Origin of the sequence: Pseudomonas sp. LABIM340 (assembly GCF_040017195.2) — a bacterium.
Lineage (GTDB): Bacteria > Pseudomonadota > Gammaproteobacteria > Pseudomonadales > Pseudomonadaceae > Pseudomonas.
Genome location: NZ_CM200227.1, coordinates 2,986,988 through 3,010,495, shown reverse-complemented (window position 1 = coordinate 3,010,495; position 23,508 = coordinate 2,986,988). Strand labels below are relative to the sequence as shown.

Annotated in this window: 22 protein-coding genes; 8 read left to right on the top strand and 14 right to left on the bottom strand. The window is 67.1% G+C overall.

The genetic code is table 11. The features are described 5' to 3' along the window. Positions 1 to 15: 15 nt before the first annotated feature. The 4 genes from ABKS89_RS14040 to ABKS89_RS14025 all read left to right on the top strand — a co-directional run bounded on the left by ABKS89_RS14040 (position 16) and on the right by ABKS89_RS14025 (position 3,557). Entirely contained in the window at positions 16 to 1,338 is a 1,323-nt protein-coding gene (locus tag ABKS89_RS14040; protein WP_348588991.1) for a CapA family protein, read from the top strand. 52 nt (positions 1,339 to 1,390) lie between these two features. Beyond that, on the top strand, positions 1,391 to 2,077 hold the full coding sequence (locus tag ABKS89_RS14035; RefSeq protein WP_348588992.1) for a response regulator: 687 nt from the start codon (positions 1,391 to 1,393) through the stop codon (positions 2,075 to 2,077). A 97-nt stretch (positions 2,078 to 2,174) separates the two neighbouring features. Beyond that, positions 2,175 to 2,849 carry a polysaccharide lyase family 7 protein gene (locus ABKS89_RS14030; RefSeq protein WP_348588993.1) on the top strand — a complete coding sequence of 225 codons (675 nt, stop codon included), beginning with the start codon at positions 2,175 to 2,177 and terminating at the stop codon, positions 2,847 to 2,849. Positions 2,850 to 2,960: 111 nt separating this feature from the next. Beyond that, complete coding sequence (locus ABKS89_RS14025) at positions 2,961 to 3,557, top strand: GNAT family N-acetyltransferase (RefSeq protein ID WP_138216986.1); 597 nt, start codon at positions 2,961 to 2,963, stop codon at positions 3,555 to 3,557. 7 nt (positions 3,558 to 3,564) lie between these two features. Here the strand turns inward: ABKS89_RS14025 and ABKS89_RS14020 are convergent, their stop codons facing one another. The 9 genes from ABKS89_RS14020 to ABKS89_RS13980 form a co-directional block, all read right to left on the bottom strand. Further along, positions 3,565 to 5,067: an aldehyde dehydrogenase family protein gene (locus ABKS89_RS14020; protein WP_138216987.1), complete on the bottom strand. Its 1,503-nt coding sequence runs from the start codon at positions 5,065 to 5,067 to the stop codon at positions 3,565 to 3,567. Beyond that, a complete protein-coding gene (locus ABKS89_RS14015) occupies positions 5,064 to 6,116 on the bottom strand; it encodes an aminoglycoside phosphotransferase family protein (RefSeq protein ID WP_348588994.1) in 1,053 nt (350 codons plus the stop codon). The genes ABKS89_RS14020 and ABKS89_RS14015 overlap by 4 nt, the downstream gene beginning before the upstream one ends. Before the next feature lie 4 nt (positions 6,117 to 6,120). After that, on the bottom strand, positions 6,121 to 6,465 hold the full coding sequence (locus ABKS89_RS14010; RefSeq protein WP_081518261.1) for a cupin domain-containing protein: 345 nt from the start codon (positions 6,463 to 6,465) through the stop codon (positions 6,121 to 6,123). Positions 6,466 to 6,583: 118 nt separating this feature from the next. Further along, positions 6,584 to 6,964 (bottom strand): cupin domain-containing protein, encoded by a 381-nt coding sequence (locus ABKS89_RS14005; RefSeq protein ID WP_348588995.1) that lies wholly within the window; start codon positions 6,962 to 6,964, stop codon positions 6,584 to 6,586. Next, on the bottom strand, positions 6,957 to 8,261 hold the full coding sequence (locus ABKS89_RS14000; RefSeq protein WP_138216990.1) for a nucleotide disphospho-sugar-binding domain-containing protein: 1,305 nt from the start codon (positions 8,259 to 8,261) through the stop codon (positions 6,957 to 6,959). Before ABKS89_RS14000 ends, ABKS89_RS14005 begins: the two co-directional genes overlap by 8 nt. A gap of 48 nt (positions 8,262 to 8,309) precedes the next feature. Beyond that, positions 8,310 to 9,389: an ABC transporter ATP-binding protein gene (locus ABKS89_RS13995; protein ID WP_348588996.1), complete on the bottom strand. Its 1,080-nt coding sequence runs from the start codon at positions 9,387 to 9,389 to the stop codon at positions 8,310 to 8,312. Next, positions 9,382 to 10,188, bottom strand: coding sequence for an ABC transporter permease (locus ABKS89_RS13990; protein WP_192401976.1), 807 nt, complete (start codon positions 10,186 to 10,188; stop codon positions 9,382 to 9,384). The genes ABKS89_RS13995 and ABKS89_RS13990 overlap by 8 nt, the downstream gene beginning before the upstream one ends. Continuing rightward, a complete protein-coding gene (locus ABKS89_RS13985; RefSeq protein ID WP_081518266.1) occupies positions 10,181 to 11,053 on the bottom strand; it encodes an ABC transporter permease in 873 nt (290 codons plus the stop codon). The genes ABKS89_RS13990 and ABKS89_RS13985 overlap by 8 nt, the downstream gene beginning before the upstream one ends. A 103-nt stretch (positions 11,054 to 11,156) precedes the next feature. After that, positions 11,157 to 12,206: a polyamine ABC transporter substrate-binding protein gene (locus ABKS89_RS13980; RefSeq protein WP_138216993.1), complete on the bottom strand. Its 1,050-nt coding sequence runs from the start codon at positions 12,204 to 12,206 to the stop codon at positions 11,157 to 11,159. 199 nt (positions 12,207 to 12,405) lie between these two features. Here ABKS89_RS13980 and ABKS89_RS13975 point away from each other — a divergent pair, with 199 nt between their 5' ends. The 3 genes from ABKS89_RS13975 (at position 12,406) to ABKS89_RS13965 (ending at position 15,347) form a co-directional block, all read left to right on the top strand. Beyond that, a complete protein-coding gene (locus ABKS89_RS13975) occupies positions 12,406 to 13,338 on the top strand; it encodes a GntR family transcriptional regulator (RefSeq protein WP_138216994.1) in 933 nt (310 codons plus the stop codon). 86 nt (positions 13,339 to 13,424) lie between these two features. Then, on the top strand, positions 13,425 to 14,711 hold the full coding sequence (locus tag ABKS89_RS13970) for a glycosyltransferase (RefSeq protein ID WP_348588997.1): 1,287 nt from the start codon (positions 13,425 to 13,427) through the stop codon (positions 14,709 to 14,711). Between the two features lie 93 nt (positions 14,712 to 14,804). After that, entirely contained in the window at positions 14,805 to 15,347 is a 543-nt protein-coding gene (locus tag ABKS89_RS13965; RefSeq protein WP_348588998.1) for a GNAT family N-acetyltransferase, read from the top strand. 6 nt (positions 15,348 to 15,353) lie between these two features. On the opposite strand, the gene ABKS89_RS13960 is transcribed toward ABKS89_RS13965, so the two are convergent. From ABKS89_RS13960 to ABKS89_RS13940, 5 genes are all read right to left on the bottom strand, one after another. Further along, on the bottom strand, positions 15,354 to 16,760 hold the full coding sequence (locus ABKS89_RS13960) for a DUF1254 domain-containing protein (protein WP_348589000.1): 1,407 nt from the start codon (positions 16,758 to 16,760) through the stop codon (positions 15,354 to 15,356). 3 nt (positions 16,761 to 16,763) lie between these two features. Beyond that, on the bottom strand, positions 16,764 to 18,107 hold the full coding sequence (locus tag ABKS89_RS13955; RefSeq protein ID WP_348589001.1) for a DUF1254 domain-containing protein: 1,344 nt from the start codon (positions 18,105 to 18,107) through the stop codon (positions 16,764 to 16,766). Between the two features lie 225 nt (positions 18,108 to 18,332). Further along, positions 18,333 to 19,688 (bottom strand): DUF1329 domain-containing protein, encoded by a 1,356-nt coding sequence (locus ABKS89_RS13950; protein ID WP_348589002.1) that lies wholly within the window; start codon positions 19,686 to 19,688, stop codon positions 18,333 to 18,335. A gap of 11 nt (positions 19,689 to 19,699) precedes the next feature. Continuing rightward, positions 19,700 to 21,529, bottom strand: coding sequence for a DUF1302 domain-containing protein (locus ABKS89_RS13945; RefSeq protein ID WP_348589003.1), 1,830 nt, complete (start codon positions 21,527 to 21,529; stop codon positions 19,700 to 19,702). An 84-nt stretch (positions 21,530 to 21,613) separates the two neighbouring features. Beyond that, complete coding sequence (locus ABKS89_RS13940) at positions 21,614 to 22,459, bottom strand: AraC family transcriptional regulator ligand-binding domain-containing protein (RefSeq protein ID WP_138217000.1); 846 nt, start codon at positions 22,457 to 22,459, stop codon at positions 21,614 to 21,616. 96 nt (positions 22,460 to 22,555) lie between these two features. Here ABKS89_RS13940 and ABKS89_RS13935 point away from each other — a divergent pair, with 96 nt between their 5' ends. Beyond that, positions 22,556 to 23,494 (top strand): LysR family transcriptional regulator, encoded by a 939-nt coding sequence (locus tag ABKS89_RS13935; protein ID WP_348589004.1) that lies wholly within the window; start codon positions 22,556 to 22,558, stop codon positions 23,492 to 23,494. The last annotated feature ends 14 nt before the right edge of the window (positions 23,495 to 23,508 follow it).

Sequence of the window (23,508 nt, the reverse complement as noted above, 5' to 3'; positions counted from 1 at the left end):
ACCCTGAGGTGGACCATGAAGATTGCGTTGACCGGCGACAGCATCCTGCAGCGCCGCCTGAACAGCCGCGAAGACGAAACCCTGCGCCCACTGTTCGACCTGCTGCGCGGCGCCGACGTCAGCTTCACCAACCTGGAAGTACTGCCCAACGACTTCCAGGGCGACGCCGTGCTGGAAAGCGGCGGCTCGCACTTCGGCGCGCCGTCGTGGGTTCTCGACGAGCTGGTGGACGGCGGCATCGACCTGTTCTCCACCGCCAACAACCACAGCCTGGACTACGGCATCGCCGGCCTGCAGGCCGCCCACGCTCAGATGGACAAGCGCGAGCTGCTGTTCGCCGGCACCGGCCGCAACCTCGAGGAAGCCCGCCGCCCGGTGTACTGCACCAAGCCTGCCGGCACCGTCTCGCTGCTGGCCTGCACCTCCACCTTCGGCAAGGGCCAGGAAGCCAGCGAGCAGACCCGCGACATGCCCGGCCGCCCCGGTCTCAACCCGCTGCGCTACGACACCGTGCACCAGCTCGATGGCGCGCAGATGGAAGCGATGCGCGGCATCATCGCCAGCCTCGGCCTGGACCGCCTGTACCAGGGCGCGGTGGACCTGGGCTTCGCCCACCCGATTCCCGATCCGTCGCTGGCGGTGTTCGGCCCCTTCACCCCGCTGCTGTTCCGCCAGGGCGAGAGCGCGCGCCTGCGCACCCTGCCGCGCAAGAAGGACATGGACGACATCCTGCGCTGGGTCGAGGAAGCACGGACGCTGTCCGACGTGGTGGTGCTGAGCATCCACGCCCACGAACTGGGCCACGACGCCAAGGGTGAGTGGGACCTGGAAGTGGCCGCCGAATTCATCCAGCCGGTTGCCCGGCGCATGATCGACGCTGGCGTCGATATCGTGGTCGGCCACGGCCCGCACCTGTTGCGCGGCATGGAGATCTACAACGGCAAGCCGATCTTCTACAGCCTGGGCAACTTCATCGGCCAGAACGAGCTGGTGGAGCGCCTGCCGGCGGACAGCTACGAGCAATTCCGCGTGGACCGCAACCAGACGCCTTCGAAGGTGTTCCTGCAGCGCACCCAGAACGACACCCGCAGCTTCCCCTCCGATACGCGCTTCTGGGAAAGCCTGGTGCCGGTCTGCCAGTTCGACGGCCGCCGCCTCACCGGCATTGAACTGCACCCGGTGAGCCTGGGCCTGGGCGAGGCGGTACACCGCCGTGGCCGCCCACGCCTGGCCGAAGGCGAACACGCACAAGCGATCCTGCAGCGCTTCGCCGCGCTGTCGGAACCCTACGGTACTCGGCTGTCGGTGGACGGCTCGATTGCGCGCGTCACACTCTGATGCCGCAGCGCCGGGCGGCCACAAGCTGCCCGGCGCCCTTCTTTCTTCTGCGATGCCCATGACCAGCCCACGCATTCTCATCGTCGAGGACGACCTGCGCCTCGCCGCCCTCACCCGCGACTTCCTCGAACACCATGGCCTCTGCGCCGGCATCGAATCCGATGGCGCACGCGCCGCCGAGCGGGTGCTGGACGAGCGCCCGGACCTGGTGATCCTCGACCGCATGCTGCCCGGCGAAGATGGCCTGTCCATCTGCCGGCGCCTCCGCCCGCAGTACCAGGGCGCGATCCTCATGCTCAGCGCGCGCTCCGAAGACACCGAGCAGATCGACGGCCTGGAGAACGGCGCGGACGACTACGTCTGCAAGCCGGTGCGCCCCAGTCTGCTGCTGGCCCGCGTACGCACCCTGCTGCGCCGCCCGCGAAGCGCCGCCGAGCCGGCGGAGCGGCTGGAACATTCGGGACTGATCCTCGACGCCCGCCAGCGCGAAGTGCGGCGCAACGACTCGCGCATCGACCTGACCGGCGCGGAGTTCGACCTGCTCTGGCAACTCGTCGCCCACGCCGGCCAGACCCTCAGTCGCGATGAGCTGCTCCTGACCCTGCGCGGCATCACCTGGGACGGCGTCGACCGCTCGGTAGACGTGCGCGTCGCCCACCTGCGCGCCAAGCTCGACGAAGACCCGCTGCGGCCGCTGATCGTCACGGTGCGCGGCAAGGGCTATCGCTTCGTCGGCTGACAGCGCTTCGTCAGCATGACCGCCCGGCCGAAAATTCGTCTCGTGGGGAACCCCGTCCAGTCAAACCAGCACCCTCACCGCCGCAGGAGTGCCCGGCATGACCGTCAGCATCGACAATCTCAATATCGCCCTGCCCGTGGGCAAGACCCCGACCGATACCGTCTCCATCGAGATTCCAGGCCCGCAGGCGCTGGCGCAGTACCCGAACCTGGTCACCCGCCTGCCGGACGGCAGCCTGCAACTCACCGCGCCGACCAGGGGCGTGGCGAGCAAGAGCGTCCACCGCACCCGCTGCGAATGGAAGGAACCGATCTACTGGGCCCTGAGCGGCGCCACCGAGCACGTGAACCACCAACTGATGAAGGTCACCCAGGTGAACTCGGCACAGAAGGTGGTGGTGGCGCAGATGCACGTGAAGGACGACGACAGCCCGCTGCTCAAGGTGTTCTGGCAGAAGGGCAAGCTGACCATGGGCTTCCGCCAGAACTTCAACCAGACCACGCCGGTGAACAGCACGGTGCTGGACAACGTGCCGCTGGGGGCGGAGTTCGACATCCTGATCCTCGCCACGTCCAGCCTGATGCTGACGGTGCAGGCCAGCTGCAACGGGCGTAATTCGGCGGTGCCGTCGATGCCGCTGGATGTCAGCTGGGCTGCGCGGGTGTTCGATTTCCACGGCGGGGTCTACAACCAGATCGACTTCACCGACACGACCTTGGCGAGCGATGCTTCGGTGTGCGTGATCAAGGACCTGCAGATCAGGCACGCGTGAGCGCGGGGAAAGCGGCGCCTTACAGGCGCTGTTCGCGGGCATGGCCCGCTCCTACAGAAAAGCGTCGGCATCCGGTAGGCTGTGAGGGCGTCCCATCCAGAGCCCATTCGCATGTCCGCCCTCACCTGCCCCCATCTGACAGGCCAGCACGTCGAACTCCTGCCGCTGCGCGCGGAACACGCGCAGGCGCTGCTCGACGCCGCCGCCGATGGCGAACTGTGGAACCTCAAGGTCACGGTGGTGCCCGGCCCGGATACCGTCGCGGGCTATATCGCCAAGGCCGAAAAGGGCCTGGAGGAAGGCAGCGTGCTGCCCTTCGCCATCCTCGACCGGCGCACCGGGAAGATCGTCGGCAGCACCCGCTTCTGGAAGGTCGACCGCGCCAACCGCAAGCTGGAGATCGGCCACACCTGGCTGGCCCTGTCGGCCCAGCGCACGCCGATCAACAGCGAGGCCAAGCTCCTGCTGCTCACCTACGCCTTCGAGGTACTCGACTGCGTGCGCGTGCAGTTCACCACCGACGAGCTGAACGAGAAATCCCGCGCCGCCATCCTGCGCCTGGGCGCGGTGCAGGAAGGCATCGTCCGCCACGAGCGCATCATGCCCGACGGCCGCAAGCGCAACTCGGTGCGCTTCAGCATCATCGACAGCGAGTGGCCGGAGGTGAAGGCACGGCTGCTGGAAAGGCTCGGCCGCGCCCCAACCTGACAGCCACTCAGCCCTGGTAGAACACCTCGTCGCTGTACGGGTACCACCAGGAGTGGATCTGCGGCTGGTGGTCGATGATCACCATCTTCGAGCGGCGGAACGCATCCAGCCCCTGGCGGCCCAGTTCACGGCCCATGCCGGACATCTTCCAGCCGCCGAACGGCAACGCATCGTTGTCGATCAGCGGGTTGTTCACCCAGACCATCCCCGCTTCCAGGCGGTCCGCCGCTTCCATGGCTTCGGCCAGGTCGGTGGAGAACAGCGAGGCGCCCAGACCGAAGGGCGAGTCGTTGGCCAGCCGCACCGCCTCGTCGAAGTCCTTTACCTTGCAGATCGCCGCCACCGGGCCGAAGCACTCCTCGTGGAAGATCGCCATGGCCGGGGTGACGTCGGTGAGGATGGTCGGCTCGTAGTACCAGCCCACCGGGAACTGCTCGGGAATGCGCCCGCCGCAGACCAGCGTGGCGCCCTTGGCGATGGCGTCGTCCACCAGGCGGATGACCTTGGCGCGGGCCGCCTCGCTGACCATCGGGCCGATCTCGGAACGCTCCAGGCCGTGGCCGATGCGCAACGCGCGGGTGCGCTCGGCGAAGCGCGCGACGAACTCGTCATGGACTTCATCCACCACATAGAAACGCTCCGCCGAAGTGCAGATCTGCCCGCTCAGGTGGAAGGCCGCGGTCACCGCGCCGGCCGCCGCGACTTCCAGCGGCGCGTGGCGGGAGATGATCATCGGGTCGCTGCCGCCGGCCTCGATCACCGCCGGTTTCATCCGCTCGGCGCAGGCCACCGCCACCGCCTTGCCGGCGGCGACGCTGCCGGTGAAGGCCACGGCGTGGGTGCGCTCGGACTGCACCAGGCGCTGCGCGGTGCTGGCGTCGCCCGGCACGCAGCTGACCATCCCCGCCGGCAGCACCTTGAAGTGCTGCATGAACTTCAGCGTGCACAGCGTGGTGCTTTCCGCCGGCTTGACGATGCAGGCGTTGCCCGCCGCCAGCGAGGCGGCCAGGGTCCAGCACATCAGCAGGATGGGGAAGTTGAACGGCATGATGTGCACGCTGACGCCGTAGGGCTCGTAGCGCACATGCTGGAACGAGCCGAGCTGCGTGGTACCGGCGACCTTGCCGGCCTCGTCACGGGCCATCTCGGCGTAATAGCGGAAGATCGGCGCGCAGTTGGCCAGCTCGCCCATGGCTTCGGGGAACGGCTTGCCCATTTCCAGGGTCATCAGCCGCGCCACTTCGCGCTGGGTCACCTGGTCGGTTTCGATGGTATTGGCCAGCTGGTGAAGGATCGCCGCGCGGGACTTCGCGTCCACCCGCTTCCACTCGCGCTGGGCGGCGTTGGCCGCCTCGATGGTGGCGTCCACGTCTTCCGTGTCGCACAGGGCGATGCGTCCGACCGGGGTGAGGTCGGCGGGGTTGATGATGTCGCGCAGGCGCTGCGTCGCCACGCCCTGGTAATGCGGGCCGATGAAACGCAGGGGCAAATCAACGTGAAAGTCGGTCATGGAATGCTCCGCAGGGATTCGGATGAAGCCAGGCGCTGGGCAAGCACGTCGCTCTCCAGCGGCTGGCGCCAGTTCGGCAGATGGGCGTCGAGCAGCGCTGCCAACGGGCGCAGCTGTTCGCTGTCGAGCGCGCGCTGGAACAGCCGCAGCACGCGCGGCAGATGCTTGAGGTAGCCGTGCTTGCCGTCGCGCCTGGCCAGGCGCACGAAGATGCCCAGCACCTTGGCGTGGCGCTGCGCGGCAAGCACCTGGAAATCGGCCATGAAGCGCCGGCCGTCCACTTCCGGGCGCTGGCTGAGATACTGGGTGAGCAGGGTCACGCGCAGGGTTTCGGGAATGTCGCGGCGCGCATCTTCGAGCAGGGACATGAGGTCGTAGGCCGGCGCGCCGAACAGCGCGTCCTGGAAGTCCAGCAGCCCGCACGCGGCCACATCCGCCCTGCCCTCCAGCAGCATCAGGTTGTCGACGTGGTAGTCGCGCAGCACCAGCACTTCGCGGCGCAGGGATACATCGCGCCAGAGCGCGGCGAATTCCGCCAGATAGCGCTCGCGCAGCTTCGCGGCGGCCTTGTCGCCCACCAGCAAAGGCGCGTACCAGTCGATGAACAGTACCGCTTCGTCGCCCAGTTTCTGTCCGTCATAGGCCGCCACGCCTTCGGCGGCCTGGGGGCCCGCGCGGTGCAGGCGCACCAGGGCGTCCACGGCGAGGCGGTACAGCGCCACCTCGTCATGACCATCGGCAAGCAACCGGGTGTAAGTGGCCTGGCCGAAGTCCTCCACCAGCGCCAGGCCCAGCTCGCGGTCGGCGGCCAGCACGCTGGGCGCCGACAGCCCGCAGTCGCGCAGCAGCTGCGCCACCCGCAGGTAAGGGGCCAGCGGCTCGGCGCCGGGTGGCGAATCCATCAGCAGCAGTCCCTTGCCGTCGAGGCGGAAGTAGCGCCGCATCGAGGCGTCCGCCGGTAGCGCGGTGATCGCCGCGCCGGCCAGGCCACTGCCGGCGAGGAAGGTCTCGCGGGCGGCGGCACGGGTGGTTTCGCAAGGCAGGTTCATGGCATCACCGGATCATGTAGACCTTCTTGATGGTCTCGTGCACGGTGCACACGCCCTTCCAGTCCTTGGGGAAGAAGGCTGCGGTGTCCGGCTCGATCTCGATCACCTCGCCGGATTCGTGCACGTAGGTGCAGCGGCCTTCGAGGAAGTGGCAGAACTCGTCGCTGGTCACGTGGCAGAACCACTTGCCCGGCGTGCAATGCCAGATGCCGCATTCGGACTGGCCTTCGGGCCCCTTGTGCAGGACCACGCCGCTGACATGGGACTCGCCTTCGAGCATGGTCGGGATCACGCCCCAGTCCTTGAGTTCGGTGACCTGCAGGGGGCGGTAGATAACGGGGGTCTTCATCGTTCACTCCTGATGAGTCGAAGCATGTAGGGCGAATAACCGCTTGCGGTTATCCGCCGATGGGTTCGGGTGGAAATCGACGGCGGATAACGCTTGTGGCGTTATGCGTCCTACGGGTTCAGGCCAGCATGTAGAGGTTGCGCAAGGTGCTGTGCACGGTGCATTCGCCGGTCCAGCCGGCCGGGAACAGCACCAGGGTGTCGGGCTCGACCTCGATCACCTCGCCCTCGTCGGAGCGGTAGGTGGCGCGGCCGGCAACGAAGTGGCACAGCTCGTCGCGCGGGATCGACAGCCGCCAGCGGCCGGGGGTGCAGACCCACAGGCCGGTTTCCGGGCTGTTGTTCGGGCCCTTGAACAGCAGCCGGCCGCTGGAGTGCGAGACACCCTCCAGCGCGTCGGACTGCACGCCCCAATCCACCAGGTCGTCATAGTCACGGGTGCCGAGGATGTGCGGCGCGGTGCTCTCTCCATTGAAGGAAGCAGCCTTGAACTCAGGCATGGTTCACCGCCTTGCCCTGGACGAGCTGGTCGAGGATGCGCGCGGCATCTTCCGGGCCCTTGCGCGAGCGCATGTAGTCGCTGGTGCGCGCCAGGCGCCCCTGCATCAGCTGGTCGCCCAGCAGCTGGGCGATGTTGCGCGCCAGGTCTTCCTCGCTCCAGTCGTAGCGGTCCATGCGCAGGCCGTGGCCGCTTTCCTGGGCGCGCATGGCGTTGTCGTGGCCGTCCCAGACGTAGGGCATGACGATGGCCGGCTTACCGAAGAACAGGCACTCGGTGAAGCTGTTGTTGCCGCCGTGGTGGATCACCCCGTCGACCTGGGCGATCACCGAGGGCTGCGGGTACCAGTTGGATACGATCACGTTGTCCGGCAGGTCGGTGTACTTCTCCACGTGCTCGCCGACGTTGAACAGCGCGCGGTACGGCAGCTTGCCGATGGTGGTGACCAGACGCTTGAGCAGCTCCACATCGCCCGAACCCAGGCTGCCGAAGCTGACATACAGCAGCGGCTTGTCGTTGTGCGCCTTGAACTGCGGAATCTCGTAGGGCTTGTCGGTGCGCACGCAGCCCTGCAGGTAATGGAACTGCCGCGCCGGCAGCGGGTGGCGACGTTCGAACTTCACCGGGTCCGGGTAGAGCAGCAGGTTCATGTACGGCGACTCTTCGAAGAAGGTGCCCAGCGGGTACGGCCGCTCGCCGCATTCGGCGAGGAAGTCGTTGAAGTCGGCATGGATCGGCGCGATCACTTCCTCGAAGCGCTTCTGGAAGCGTGCGTGGCCGTCCTTGTCGTCGACGCTCATGCCCGACAGGTACGGCGGGATGTCCGGGTCGTGCACTTCGTTTTCCGAGCAGGAGATGATCCGCACCCAGGGCTTGCCGTAGTGCTTGATGGCCGGGAAGAGGATCACATTGTCGACGCAGATCAGATCCGGCTTGATCCGCTCGAGGATCGCCGGCAGCTCCTTCTGCGCCCACTTGGAGGTGGAGACGATGGCCTCCCAGCACTCCTTCACGTAGTTGTCGAGCTGGTCGATCGGCGCCTTGCGGAAGTTGGGGATGTGGCCGTTGATGAAGTCGGTCCAGTAGCGCGCCATCTCCTCGGCCGGCATCGGCTCGGACATGTTCACGTAGTGCTCCTCGAAGCCGTAGGCGGAATAAACCCCGGTCATCCCCGGATCGGTGAGGAACACCGCCTTGTGCCCCATCGCCTCGCAGGCCTGGGCGATACCTACTGAATTGAGGGCCGGGCCGTAGGCGGCCTCGGGGAAGAATGCGATGACCTTGCGTTCACTACTCATGGTGCTCTCCGTTCATGGGGCAGGCCCATTAGTCTTGTTCTTAGGCGATCAGTGAGTCAGCACGCGGCCGTGCCGCGCATCCCAGCCCAGGCGCACCGGCATGCCGGCGGCAAGGCGCAAGAAGTCGTAGTCCGAGGACGGCACGCGGACGATCAGCGGCTTGCTGGAGAGCGCCGTGTTCACGTGCAGGTTGGTGTCCAGGCCGTGGTAGGCCACTTCGGCCACCTCGCCGTGGATCTGGTTGTCGGTGGCGGGCGTGGCGTCGGTGAGCACTCGCAGGCGCTCGGGACGCAAGGCCAGGGTCACGCTCTCCGGGCTGGATTCGGCGGTGGTCTCGATGTTCAGCACCTGGTCGCCGGCCTGCAGGCGGTTGGTGCCCACGCGGCGACCTTCGATCAGGTTGCTGACGCCGATGAAGTCGGCGACAAAGCGGCTGCCCGGGTTCTCGTACAGCTCGCTGGGGCTGCCGCACTGGCAGACCTTGCCGTCACGCAGCACCGCCATGCGGTCGGACATGACCAGGGCTTCTTCCTGGTCGTGGGTGACCATGATGAAAGTGATGCCGCTCTCGTGCTGCAGGCGCTTGAGTTCCAGCTGCATCTTCTCGCGCAGCTTCTTGTCCAGCGCGCCGAGGGGTTCGTCCAGCAGCAGCACGCGCGGGCGCTTGACCAGCGCACGGGCCAGGGCGACGCGCTGGCGCTGGCCGCCGGAGAGCTGGTCCGGCCGGCGATTGGCCAACGGGCCGAGCTGCGCGGTCTCCAGCACCGCATCGACGCGCAGACGGATTTCGGCGGCTGGCAGCTTCTCCATCTCCAGGCCGTAGGCGATGTTGCCGCGCACGGTCATGTTGGGGAACAACGCGTAGGACTGGAACATCAGGTTCAGCGGGCGCTTGTTCGGCGGCAGCGGCGAGATGTCCTGGCCGTTGAGGTAGATGGCGCCGGAGCTGGGCGTCTCGAAGCCGGCGATCATGCGCATCAGGGTGGTCTTGCCGCAGCCGGACGGGCCGAGCAGCGCGAAGAACTCGTTCTCGCGGATGCTCAGCGACACCTGGTCCACCGCCGTCAGGCCCTCGCCATAGGATTTGCTCACCTGCTCCAGCACGAGCAGGTCGGATGACTTAGTCATGGGCTTTGGGCACCTTGTTCAGACGTTGGGAGGCGAACAGCGCGGTGAAGCTGACCAGCATCACCAGGGTGGCGAGGGCGTTGATTTCCGGGGTCACGCCGAAGCGGATCATCGAGTAGATCTGCATCGGCAACGTGGTGGAGGCGCTACCGGAACCGGAGTTGAAGAAGGCGATGATGAATTCGTCCACCGACAGGGTGAACGCCAGCAACCCGCCGGCCATCACGCCGGGGAAGATCGCCGGCAGCAGCACGCGGCGCGCGGTGGTGAACCAGCCGGCGCCCAGGTCGATGGAGGCTTCGAGGATCGAGTAGTCGAAGTGCTTGAGCCGCGTGCGCACCACCGCGCAGACGAAGGCGATGTTGAACACCACGTGGCTGAGGATGATCGAGTGCAGCCCCAGGCTCATCTTCAGCAGGTTGAAGAAGCTCAGCAGCGCGATGGCGAGGACGATGTCGGGGATGATCATCGGCGCCATCAGCAGCGTGTCGGCAAGGTTCGCGCCCTTCTTGCCGGGGTTGTTGCGGGCACGCATCTCCACGCCGAGGGCGAGCAGCGTGCCGAGCACACAGGCGATGAAGGTGGAAGTCAGCGCGACGATCAGGGTGTTCAGCGCTGCGTGCTGGATCGAGGCATTGGCCAGCAGCTTGGCGTACCACTTCAGCGAGGCGCCGCCCCAGGCGGTGGGCAGGCCGCTGGCGTTGAACGACAGCAGGATCAATACCAGGATCGGTACATAGAGGAAGGCGTACACCAGCCACAGGTGCGCGCCGAGGGCGATGCCGGATGAGTTACGCATGGCGTTCGCCCTCCGCACCCTGGGCCCGGCGCGAGACCATGGCCTGGATGAACAGCAGCAGCATCATGATGCCGATCAGGAAGAAGCTCAGCGCCGCGCCGAACGGCCAGTCGCGCGCGGTGAGGAACTGCGCGTAGATCAGGTTGCCGACCATCTGCACCTGCTTGCCGCCCAGCAGATCGGCGGTGATGAAGTTGCCGATGGAGAGCACGAAGACGAACACCGCACCGGCGGCCACACCCGGCACCGACAGCGGCAGGATCACCCGGCGGAAAGTGGTCCAGCCGGAAGCGCCGAGGTCCCGCGAGGCTTCCCAGAGTTCGTTGTCGATGCGCGACAGCGAGCTGTAGATGGCGAGGATGACGAAGGGGATGTAGTTGTAGACCAGCCCGAGCACCACGGTGGCGTCGGTGTACAGCAGGCTGATCGGTTCGCCGCTGTAGCCCAGCAGATTGAACAGGCGATTCAGCAGGCCTTCGCGGTTGAGCAGCACGATCCAGGCGTAGGTGCGGATCAGGTAGTTGCTCCAGAACGGCAGCATCACCAGGAACAGGAACACCGCCTGCCGGCGTGGCGTGCTGCGGGTGATGGCGTAGGCCGCCGGGTAGCCGATGAGCACCGCGAACAGCGTGGCGAGGCCGGCGATCTTCGCTGAGCGCAGGAGGATGTCGAGGTACAGCGGGTCCACCGCGCGGCGGTAGTTCTCCCAGGTGAACACGTAGTCGATGCCGCCATAGGCACCGCGTTCGAGGAAGCTGTAGACCAGCACCAGCAGGCACGGTAGCAGCAGGAACAGGGCCAGCCAGCCAAGGCCGGGCGCGAGCAGCCAGGCCGAGAGTTTCCGGTCGGCGGACAAAGCGGTCATGCGTAGTTCCCCCAACCCCACGCCAGCGGGGTGCTTCAGGGTTATTCCGGAGAGGGTTGCGGGGCGCCAGCGCGACGCCCTTTAGGTCTTACTGCGAGCGGCCTTACTGCGCCGCCATGATCTCGGTCACGGCGCGGGTGTAGGCCTTCTGCGTCGAACCGCCGACATCACGCAACTGCTGCTGCTTGACCAGTTCGGCCGGCGTGGTGGTGAGGTTCGGGTACTTGGCCAGCAGGTCGGGCTTCAGCGTCGCCATCGCCGCCTGGTTGGGCACCTTGTAGAGGATGTTCTCGGCGACCCACGCGTGGTTCGCCGGCTCCAGCATGTAGTTGATGAAGCGGTAGGCGGCGTCGGGGTTCTTCGAGCTCTTCAGCACGACCATGGTGTCCACCCAGAGGTCGGAACCCTCCTTGGGTACGACGAACTTGATCGACTCGTTGGCCTGGGTGCCGTAGTTGCACCAGCCGTCCCAGGCGTGGGCCATCAGCGCCTCACCCGAGGCCAGCTTGGAGTAGAAGGTGGTGTCGTCGAAGGACAGCAGGCGTTTCTTGGTGGCGATCAGCTGGTCGCGCACCGCGTTGATCTGCTCCGGGTTGCCGTCGTTCACCGACCAGCCGTTGGCGAGGAAGCCGGCGCCCAGCAGCCAGCGGTCGGTGGCGAGCATGGTGGTCTTGCCCTTGAGGGCGTCGGAAGGTTTGAGCAGGTCGCTCCAGCTGGAAGGCGCCGGGCTGACCTTGTCCGAGCGGTAGCAGATGCCGGTGGTGCCCCAGGTGTAAGGCACGGAGAAGTGGTTGCCGACGTCGTACTCGAGCTTCTGCGCTTCGGGGTAGAGATTCTTCAGGTTCGGCACCTTGGCCGGATCGATCTCGGCGAGCAGGCCCTGCTTGTGCAGGATCTCGGCAAAGGGCGAGGAAACGAACACCACGTCATAGCCTTCGCCGCCGGAGGCCATGAGTTTGCCCATGATCTCTTCGTTGGTGGCGTGGAGGGATTTGTCGGCTTCGAGGCCAGTGGCTTTCTGGAACTTCTCCAGGTTGTCCGGGGCCATGTAGCCGTCCCAGATGGAGATCACCAGATCCTTGGCACTGGCCGTGGTGGCGGACAGCGTGAGCGCGAGGGTTGCCCCTGCGTAGAGCATGGTCTTCAGCTTCATCTTGCGCACCTGACGATTGGTTGTTGTTGTGTCGACGGCAGCGGAACGAAAAGCGTACTACATGTCTTTTTTTCAAAATAAAAACCGAACCACTGGCGAAGTCAACCATTTCTTGCATTCTTGTTGGACCACCCACGCTGTGGCATAAGGGGTCGCCCTGCGGCGACACGCCTGCCGGGGCCTGCTGGAGAGAAGCCGCTTGAGCAAGGACACCGAGAAAAGACCGCGCACCAACCACCTGGAACTGGCCCGGCGGATCATCGAGCACGCCCAGGACACCGGACTGGGAGACGGCGACGGCCTGTCCGAGCAGCAACTGGCGCGCACTTTCGGCGTGTCGCGCACGCTGATCCGCGCAGGGCTGGACCTGCTGCTGGAGCAGCAACTGGTGGCCCACGAGCCGGGCAAGGGTTATCGCCTCGCCGCCGACCCTTCCGCCCAGGTCCTCGGCCCCGCCCTGCCCCAGGCCGAGGAACAGGCGCTGGCCGCCTCGGTGCTGCGCGACCGCATGGCCGGGCGGCTGGGCAACAGCCTCAGCGCCAGCGAGCTGATGCGCCGCTACGACATCGGCCGCGCCGCCGCGCAGAAGGTGCTGGCGCAACTCAGCGAAGACCAGGTGCTGGAACGCGGCGCCGGGCAGAGCTGGTCTTTCCGCCCGCTGCTGAACAACCTCGCGGCGCTGGAAGACAGCCTGCGCTACCGGCTGATCCTCGAGCCCGAAGCGTTGCTGGCGCCCGGCTTCGACCCCGACCTGGCGCGCCTCGCCCTGCTGCGCGGCGCCATGGAAGACCTGCTCGGCGCACCCATCGAACGCTTCGACGTGGCGCAGTTCCGCGAGCTGGACATCGGCTTCCACGAGCTGATCGCCCAGGGCTGCGGCAACCGCTTCGTCGGCGACGCCCTGCTGCAGCACCAGCGCCTGCGCCGGCTGCCCAACCTGCTGCCGATGGTCAGCGTGCACCGCCTGCAGGAAGCCCTGCGCGAGCACCTGCGGATCATCGAGCAGATCGAGCGCGGCCAGCTGGAGGTCGCCGCCGACCTGATGCGCCTGCACCTGCGACTGTCCTTCGCGCAACGTCCGCAGACCGCCAACCGCGGGATTCCGCAGTCGTTCGCCCTGGGGCGTCGCTGATTATTTTTACCTCACGGTGTTTTTTTTAACGAAAAAATGCAGTATCAGTTTCACGCAGTGCCCGTGAGCAACACCCGGATGTGCCCATGACGCAAAGAACAAGAACCATCGCCTTCTTCCCCGAGGCCAGCTTCGGCGCCGCGCTGAACTGCATCGGCATCGCCCAGGCCCTGCGCGAGCTCGGCGCCCGCCCGGTGTTCATCTGCCACGCGCACTTCCAGGGCATCTTCGCCGAGTACGGTTTCGCCGAGTACCCGCTGCAGCTGGACTCACCGCTCTCCGCCGCCGACCATCAGCACTACTGGGAGCGCTTCATCGAGCGCAACGTGCCCTACTTCGACCAGCCGCCCCTGGCGCAGATCGACAGCTACGTGGCGCCGGCCTGGGAAGCCATCATCGACACCGCCATCGAGTCGGAAAAGCCGCTGCAGCAGTTGCTCGCCCGGCTCAAGCCCGACGCCATCGTGCTGGACAACGTGGTCAGCTTCCCGGCCATCGCCGCCGCCGGCTGCCCCTGGGTGCGCATGGTCTCCTGCGCGGAAACCGAACTGCCAGACGCCGCCGTGCCGCCCTACCTTTCCGGTGCCAGCAGCAGCGATGCACAGGCCTGTTCGGCCTACCGCGAGCACTACCTGCAGGCGACCAGACCGGCACACGAACGCTTCGCCCGCTTCCTCGCCGAGTGCGGCCACCCCGCCCTGCCCGCCGGCCAGTTCCTCGAGGACTCACCCTGGCTCAACCTGCTGCTGTCGCCCACGCCGGTGCGCTACGAGCGCGAAAATTCGCTGCCAGCCGAGCGCTACCTATACCTCGACGGCTGCGTGCGCAGCGAGGCGCCGTACATCCCGCCGCAGTTCCCCCGGCATGACGACGCGCCGCTGATCTACGTGAGCTTCGGCAGCCTGGGTGCCGCCGACGTGGCGATGATGCGCCGGCTGATCGACGCCGTGGCGCAGCTGCCCTACCGCTTCCTGATCAACGTCGGCGCCTACCGCGAGCACTACGACACGGTGCCGGACAACGTCTACCTCGACAGCTGGTATCCGCAGCCGGCGGTGCTGCGCGAATGCCAGCTGTTCATCCACCACGGCGGCAACAACAGCTTCTGCGAAGCGCTGTATTTCGGCCTGCCGTCGGTGATCATCCCCTACTGCTGGGACGGCCACGACAATGCCCGGCGCGCCGAGGAAGTCGGCGTGGCGCGCTACCTGCCGCGCTTCGAGGATCCGCTGGCGGCGCTGCCCGCCGCCCTCGCCGAACTGCTCGCGGACCAGGCCATGGCGCAACGCCTGACCGCCGTGCGCGAACAGATGCAGGCCTCGCGCGGCACCGAGGCGGCGGCGCGGGCGATCCTCGGCATCTGCGCCGACTGAGGGCCGATTGGCACCGTCGAAGCGCCAGCGATTGGCACTCGGCAACAGGCCATTCCACCCGTAAGCTGGGCTCCAGCCACCCTGGAGCCCGGCATGACCGCCTTCGATGACCAGCCGACCCTGCTCGGCGCTACCCTGCAATTGCGCCCGCTGCGCACCGATGATTTCGACGCGCTGTTCGCCGCCGCCAGTTCACCGGAAACCTGGGCCGGCCACCCGGCCACCGAGCGTTATCGCCGTGAGGTGTTCGAGCCCTACTTCCAGTTCCTGGTACAGGCCGGCGGCTGCCTGCTGATCCTCGACCGACAAGACGGCGAGGCCATCGGCTGCTCGCGCTACTACCCGGTGCCGGACCAGCCGGCCGACATCGGCATCGGCTTCACCTTCATCAACCACCACTACTGGGGCGGCGCGACCAACCGCGAACTGAAGACGCTGATGCTCGACCATGCCTTCCAGCATTTCGAGCGCGTGTGGTTCCACATCGCGCCGAGCAATATCCGCTCGCAGAAAGGCACGGCCAAGCTGGGCGCGATGCTGGCGTACCAGGCGCAACTGGACCTCTCCGGCACGCCCGCGTCCTGGCTCTGCTATGAGTTGCCGCGCGAACGCTGGGCAAGCGCCGCGGGCAGCTAGCCGAGATCAGACCCGCTCGACGCCCGGCAGGGTCCACTGCCCGGCCACTACCGGCTGCTCCGGCCCGTAGATGCGCAGGATCAGGTTGAATGGCCCCTGCCGGGTCGACGGCAGCCAGTTCGCCTGATGATCCTGGCCGGGCGAGTCGGCCTGGATGTACAGCGTCACCCCGCCGTCGGCGTCGCGCACCAGGGGATCGCGGCTGCTCAGGCAGTAACGCTGGATCGGGTTGTCGACCAACTGGCGGTCGGGCAGATCGTAGAGCGTCAGCGACCAGAACTCCCTGGCCGGCGGCAACTGCCCCGGAGCGAAACGCAGCCGGTAGCGCTGCCCGCCCTGCAGCGGCTGCTGCGCGCTGTCCTTGCGGCTGCCCAGGTAGATCGCCTCTTCCACGCTGTTGCCGTAGATGCCGCTGGCGGCCGCTGCGGCGCGGCTCAGGTAGTCGTTGTGCATCGCCGCGCGGGTGCCGAACAGGCCGGCCGATGAACGCAGCGTGGCGCCCTTGGCCTTCAGTTCCTCGACACCCTGCTGGATACCGGCGGCCAGTGCCTGGCGCTGGGCCGTGCTCAGTGCGGCCGGGTTGAACGGCAGCCCCGCACCGATACCGGCGCGAGCGAAGCGCTGGCGCAGCTCGACCTCGCTCGGGTCCACCGGGCAGAAGGCGAGTATCTGGTTCAGATGCGGGATGAACCCCGCGCCGAGATCCCGCGGCAGTTCCCAGGGCAGCCACTGCACCGCCGGTGCGGCAGCAGGCGCGGGCTTGCCGGCGAACTCATGCAGCGAGCGCAGGCGATACTGGCGCTGCAGATCGCGCACCGCCGGCAGGTCATCGGCGCTGCGCAGGCCGGTGCGGCCCAGGATCATGGCGATCTGCGTCTCGCTGCGCAGTACCTGGCGGATACCGGCCGGCGTCTCGCCTTTCCAGTTCGGCCCGGCGATCAGGTAGTCGCCCGCCTCGCGACCAGTACTGAGCACGCCGACATAGCCGAAGTTGAAGGTGTATTGGTCCACCAGTTGGTGCACGTAGTAGCGGTCATCGCTCACTGCCGGCACGCTGAGCACCCAGGGCTCGGCGCGCAGGTCGAGCCAGGCCCAGGAGTACGGCGTGTCGTTGTTGGGGGTCACCACGTCGCGGTTCTTCGGGGTGAAGAGTTCGCTGTAGTGGCGGAACACGCCGAAGCCGCCGACGTACTCGGGCGATGCCGGGTTCAGCGCCTGCTTCTGCATCGTCTGGTAGTGCATCAGCATCGGGTAGGCGTAGATCCATGCCTGACGGACGATGTCCTGGAACACGGCGGGGTCGCTTTCCAGCTCGGCGGGGGCGGCCAGCAACCAGTTCGGCACGCAGCCCAGGCCGAAGCCGAGCGCACCGCTGGCGCCGAGGAAACGGCGGCGGGTCAGAATCGGGTTCATGGCTTACTCCTGGCTGTTGACGGGCTGCACGGCCGGCGGCTGGTAATCGCCCTTGAGCGCTTTCTCCTGCGGCAGGTACATGCGCAGGATCAGGTTGAACGGTCCCTGCGGCGCGGGCAGCCAGTTGTCGCTGTTGGCGGGCTGGTCATGCTGGATGCTCAGGGTCAGGCCGCCATCGGCATCCTGCTTCAGGCCGCCTTCGCTGTTGAGCGTGTAGCGGTTGAGTGGGTTGGCCGAGAGCATCTGGGTCTTGCCGTCGTACAGGGTGACCGACCAGAAGGCGTCCACCGGCGGCAACTGGCCGGGGGCGAAGTGCAGGCGGTAACTGCGCTTGCCATCCAGCGGCTGACCATCGGCGTCGACGTGGGTGACCGGGTACATCGCCTCGACCGCGTCGTTGGCGTAGAGGTACTTCCAAGCCACGGCCGCGCGGGTCAGGTCATCGCTGCCGTAATGGCCGATGTTGGCGGGGAATTTCTGCCAGCCATTGCTCGGTTTGGAGAAGCCTTCGGTGGCGGCCAGAACCTTGTTGCGGCCGTCCTCCGCGCCCTGGGCCACGGCCTGGGCGATATCCGCCGGCAGTTGCGCGGGGTCGAAGGGCTTGCCGGTGCCCACACCGATCTGCGCGAACTGCGCCAGGCGCTCCTGTTCCTGCGGGTTCCAGGCATGCCAGGCGGACAGCGCGTTGAAGTCGACGAAGGCGTTCTGCGCCGGGCCCTCCTTGGTCGGCTGGTACGGCGGCACGTCCAGCTTGTGCGGCAGCAGGGTAGGCTTGGTGCTGCGCAGCTTGTAGCCGTCCAGCACGGCCTTGGCGGCGTCGATGTCCGCCTCGCCATCGACGGCGGTGCGGCCGAGCAGGAAGAGGATGCGGCTGGGCGAGCGGATCACCTTGCCGTGGAAATCATCCGGCGTCTTGCCGTCCCAGTCGGGGCCGGCGATCAGGAAGCTGCCGGCCGCGCGACCGGTGGCGCGAGTGCCGATGTACTCGAGGTTGTCGGTGCGCATGTCGATCAGCTGGAAGCTGTAGTAACGCTGCGGCACCGCCGGCACCTCGAGGATCACCGGGTGCTCGCGCAGGTCGAGCAGCGCGTAGGAATACAGCGTGTCGTTGTTCGGCGAGACCACGGTGCGGTCTTCCGGGCCGAGCAGCGTGGTGCGGTTGTACAGGTAATTGACCGGCAGCTTGGCGGCGATCGCCTGCAGGGTCTTGCCGTGCTCGGCGGTGGCGAAGCTGAACAGGTAGGCCTGCTCGGCCAGGTCGCGGGCCTGCTGCGCGGTGGGCGCGGCGGCCCAGGCGTGGCCGGCGAACAGGGGCAGGATGGCGAGTGCGGGCAGCCAGTGGCGCATGGGGGTTTCCTCGTTCTTCTTGTTGGACCGCCCGGCCATGCGGCGCCGACGGCGGGTGTCGGGCCAGAGTGCGGCATCCCGCGTGGACGGCGGCCAGCACCAGCGGACAAAAAGCGATCATGGCGGGCTGCCGCTTGACCGCTGCCGGAACAACGACGCCATCCCCAGCTTGCCGGGATGGCGCAAGAACCCCGGCCACGCCCGGCCGGGGAAAGGAGCACAACGCTACTTGGCCCAGCGGCGCAGATCGGACGGAGTGTAGTCGCTCATCTTCGCGTGCTGGCCGGTCTTCAGGCCGCTGTTCTCTTCGTTCATCAGGCCGTTGACGAAGTAGCGTCCGCTGATCAGGTCATAGGCGGCAGCCAGCGCCTCGAAGGTGAACTGCTTGTCGTAGTAAGGCATGGCGTGGGACTGGTAGTTGCGCCACAGCTCGCCGCGGCTGTCGTACAGCTCGCCGAGGAGGATGTTCCAGCTGTCCTCGTCGAGGTAGTAGCGGCGCTTGCTGTAGACGTGGCGCGCACCCGGTTTGAGGGTCGCCTCGACGACCCAGACGCGGTGCTTCTCGAAGCGCGCGAGGTCGGGGTTCAGATGGCCGGTCTTGAGGATGTCGGCGTATTTCACCGAGCGATCGTACAGGCGGAAGCTGTTGTAGGGCACGAACAGTTCCTGCTTGCCCACCAGCTTCCAGTCGTAGCGGTCCGGCGCGCCGTTGAAGCCGTCGAGGCTGTCGGCGGTGACCATGCCGTCGCTGTAGCGCGCGCTGTTGTCATAGGCGATCAGCGGGGCGCGGCGCACCCGGCGCTGGCCGGGGATGTACTGCCAGGCCGCGCGCGGCTCGGCCAGCTGGTCCATCGGCTCGTGGGTCAGCACCGCTTCGCCGGAGAGTCGGGCCGGCTCGAGCACGCGGGTCTTGAACAGGTACAGCAGGTTGGCGCCCTGCGGCAGGTCGTCGACGGTCTCGGCGTAGTTCATGTCGGTCTGCGAGCGGACCAGGCTGTAGACGCCGTTCTCCTTCACGTTGGCCGAGCTGAAGGTGCGCTCGATGCTTCCGCCGCGGTAGCGGGTGATGTGGTTCCAGATCGCCTCGACGCCTTCTTTGGGCAGCGGGAAGGGCACGCCGCGCTGGTAGTTCAGCACGCCGTTGCCGCCGTCGGCGAGCTTGGCATTGGCGGCGTTGTCGCGGGTCGCGGCATTGATCTCGTCGGGCAGCCGCGCACTGCGGTGGCTGGGATAGACGTTGATCTTGTAGGTATTGGGATAGCGCTTGAGCATCGCCTGCTCGCCGGGGCTGAGCCACTGGCTGTACTGCCCGGCGTTGGCTGGGGTGATGGTGAACAGCGGTTGCTCGGCGGCGTAGGGGTTGGCATAGCCGCCCTTGGCGTCGACCTGCCCGGCGTCGGGTTTCAGGCCGCCATCCCAGGCGGGAATGCTGCCGTCGGCGTTGGCTGCCTGCTCGGCGCCGACCGGGGTCAGGCTGCTGCCGAGGTCGGCGGGAGTGGCGGGAGTGGCAGGAGTGGCGGCATGGGCGCAGAACGCCAGGCCCATGGCCAGCGCCAGGGCGGAAATTTTCGAAAGGTGCATGGGGCGGTTCCTCAGAAGTCGACCTTGGCGCTGACGCTGTAGAAGTCGCGGTCGTCGAGCGTGCTGTACTTGTTGGAGCCGAAGAAGCTGTTGTAGCCGAACTCCAGGCTGTAATCGTTCAGGTAGTTGAAGGCCAGCGACAGGCCGGCGGCCATCTGCCCTTCCTGGAACGGGCCGCCCGGATCGTAGGAGTAGCCCTCGACGTCGTGGCGGAAGTTCAGGCTGGGCAGCATGTTCACCCCCGGCAGCACGTCGCTGTATTCCAGGCCGGCGCGCAGGCGGTAGCCCCAGGACCAGGGCGTGGTGAAGCCATCGTCGGTGCAGTAGCGGTTGGTCACGCCACTGGCCGTGGTGTTGCACTTGCTGCCATTGAGCGGCGCGCTGCGGCCGAAGGCGGAGTTGCGCCCCAGCCGCTCGTCGCCGACATCGCCCACGTGCACCACGCCGGCCTCGCCGAGCAGGGTCAGGCGGGTGGCGCCGAGCACGTTGTCGACGATCTGGGTGGCCGAGGCAGTCATCTGCCAAACCGGCTTGCGCTCCCAGCCGTCGAGGCTCTGGCCGGTGGTGGAGGCGTTGGCCGGCACGTCGGTGATCGACGAGCTGCCGCCGGGGCCGGTGATCATCGCCACGTTCATGTCCGGGCCGTTGAGCGCCACCGGCATGTTCGGCCGGTAGCTCAGTTCCGCCGCCAGCGAGGTGCCCCAGCCGGGCAGCGCGCCGTTGATGCTCAGGCCGTAGAGGTGGATGTTTTCCGGGAAGGCGGCGGCGTAAACCGGACCCTGCACGCGGCCGAGGGGGAAGTTGCCGGGCTTGCTGACGTCCCGCGCAGTGAGCTCCAGGTACGGCAGGCGCGCGTGGTAGTTGACGTAGTAGAAGGCCGCCTCGGCGTCGTTCAGCGAGCTGATCAGGGTACGCAGGGCAACGCCCCACTGGCCCTGGTCGGACGGGTCCTGGTCGTCGCCGTGGGAGGCGTACAGGCCGCTGGCCTGCATCTGCGTGTCGGTCTGCACCTGGCTCAGGTACAGCGGGCCGCAACCGGGCTGGATGGCGTCGCTGGTAGCGAAGAAGGTGCCGCAGCCGTCGAGCACGCTGGGCCGCCAGTTGTACTGGTAGAAGCCTTCCAGGTTGACCTTGTCGGTCAGGCCGAGGTTGAACGAGAGCATCTCCACCGGCAGCTGGCCTTCCTTGATGTCCACGCCGGGCTTGTTGAAGGCGCTGTAGTCCAGCGGGTTGATCACGTTGATGCCGTTCTGGATCAGGATCGACTCGCCCCAGGACAGCACCTGCTTGCCGAGCTTGAGGTTCAACGGGTGCTCGTCAACGTCGAAGTCCTTCCACACATAGGCGTCGAGGGTGTCGAAGCCGTGGTAGCGCGCCAGGGTCGGCCAGCCGCTGTCGTCGAAGTCCTTGAAGCGGCCGTCACCGGTCTCGTAGGCGTGGTCGTACCAGTACTTGAAGCGGACGAAGGCGCCCTGCCCGTCGCCCTCCAGGCTGAAGTCGGTCAGGCCCTTGAACATCTGCGAGATAGGGTCGCCCTTCTTGAAGTTCAGGCGGTTGTCGTCGGCGCTCACGCTAGTGCCGTCGGCATTGGTGATGTGCTGGGCCTGGACGGCGTTGGCGTGGGTCATCAGGTGGCGATCGGGGTCCTGCGCCGACCAGCTCGCCCCCAGGCTCAGGGTGGTCTTGGTGGACAGGTTCCAGTCGTCGTTCAGCTCGAAGGTGGTGGCCTGTGCGCTAAAGGCGCTACTGACCGCCAGGGCAAGCAGTAGAGGTCTGGCAATGCAGTGCTGGCGCTGCCCCACGAATGCGAGGGGGACAGGGGCCGGATGGATTCTTGTCATTATGGGCTCCGGATGGGTGGTACCGCCGGCCAACCATGAGGGGCGCGGGCGCGGCGACCACAAGCCGGGGCCGACAAATTCCGATCATGCCGGGCACTGGCCGAGACGGAACTGCTTGGGCGTGACACCGAAGCGCTTGCGGAAGGCACGGATGAAGTTGCCGCTCTGCCGGTAGCCGATGCGCTCGGCGATGCGCTCGATGGGCTGGTCGGAGGAACGCAGCCAGATGCGCGCCAGGCTCAGGCCATCGCCCTCTCCGGATTCCCGCGCATCGCCCCATTGGCGGCGCAGGCTCTGATAGAGGAACTCGTTGGCGCCCGCCAGCGGCGTGGCCAGCAGCGCCGTGGGTAGCAGCAGGAATGGCGAAGGCGCCACCCGGCAGGGCACGCCCCACTCGCCGAGCGTTGCGGCGCAGCGCTGTTGCGCTGCGATGCCAGCCTCCCGGCACGCCTGCGCCGGCGGCAGCCCGACACGCCGGGCAATGTTGCGGATCAGGGTCAGCACGGCGGCATCCAGGCCGAAGTGGTGCAGGTCGTCGCGCACCAGCTCAAGGGTCAGGCGGGTGACCTCGCCCTCCTCTTCCAGGCGCGCCTGCACGCAGTTGGTCACCGTCGGCAGGTACTGGCAGAAGGCGGCCAGACTGGTGCCCAGGTCCGGGGCGGAATCCAGCAGGATGTTCAGCCCCTGCAGGCAATGGGTGGCCATGCCGTTGAGCAGCTCGCAGCCGAACTGCGGATTGCCGCTGGCACGCTCGCACTCGCTCCACAGGCGCTCCACCTGGTCGGCCGGGATGCGCGCGCGATGATCCGCCAGCTGCGCCTCGGCGATCCCGGCGCGCAGGCGCAGTTCTGCCGCGCACAATCCCAGGCGGGCGGCATGCAGGAGGATGGTGCTGGCGAAGGCGCTGGAGGCGAACAGCAAGGGCGACATGGGGCGGGTCCGGTTCGGCAGGCGGTTTACTAGACCAGCTGAGTCTGCTATCCATCAAATTCATTCGACTCAACGCTTTTATGCGCAGGACGCATAATGGAACTCAGACAGCTCCGCCACCTGGCCGCCCTCGCCGACTTCCAGAACTACCAGCGCGCCGCCGACGCCATCGGCCTCAGCCAGTCGGCGCTGAGCCGCAGCATCCAGTCCCTGGAGCGCGACCTCGACTGCCTGCTGGTGGACCGCCAGAGCCGTGACTTCCGCCTGACCGGCCAGGGTGAGCTGGTGCTGCAGCACGCGCGGCGCCTGCTTGCCGGCACCCGTTCGCTACGCAACGAACTGCAGCAGTACAACGGCCTCGACGCCGGCGAGCTGCGTTTCGGCTGCGGCCCTTATCCGGCGCAACTGCTGGTGCCCGAGGCGATGGCCGACTTCATCCGCGCCCACCCGGCGATCGATGTCGGCTTCCTGATGGGCGACTGGGAGCAGATGGCGCAGTTGCTCAGGGAAGAACAGGTGGAATTCTTCGTCGGCGACGCCCGCGAGTTCGCCGACGATCCCGCGTATCAGGTGCGCTGGATGGAGTTCCGCCCCGGCCGCTTCTTCTGCCGCTCCGGCCATCCGCTGGCAGCCGAGGCAAAGCTGAAGCTGGCCGATCTGCTCGACTACCCGCGCGTCGGCACGCGCATTCCGCCGCCGCTGCGCAAGGTGCTGGCCGAAGTGATCGGCGAGCGCGACTTCCACATGAACATCGAGTGCGCGCAGTTCGCGGCGATCCTGCATATAGTCGCGCGCTCCGACGCGGTCGGCCTGGCGGCGGTCGAGGCACTGCACGACCCGGTGCAGCGTGGCGAAGTGGCCCTGCTGAAGATCACCGACATTCCCCAGGACCGTCCCGAACTGCGCCTGCACTACGGCATTGTCAGCCGCGCCGGCTTCAGTCTGTCACCGGCGGCGCAGGCGATGGTCGAGGCGATCTTCGCGGCGGACGAGCGCCTGCCGCGCGGGCTTGCCGGTGCCGGGCGCAATGCGTAAGGTCGTCCCGCCCG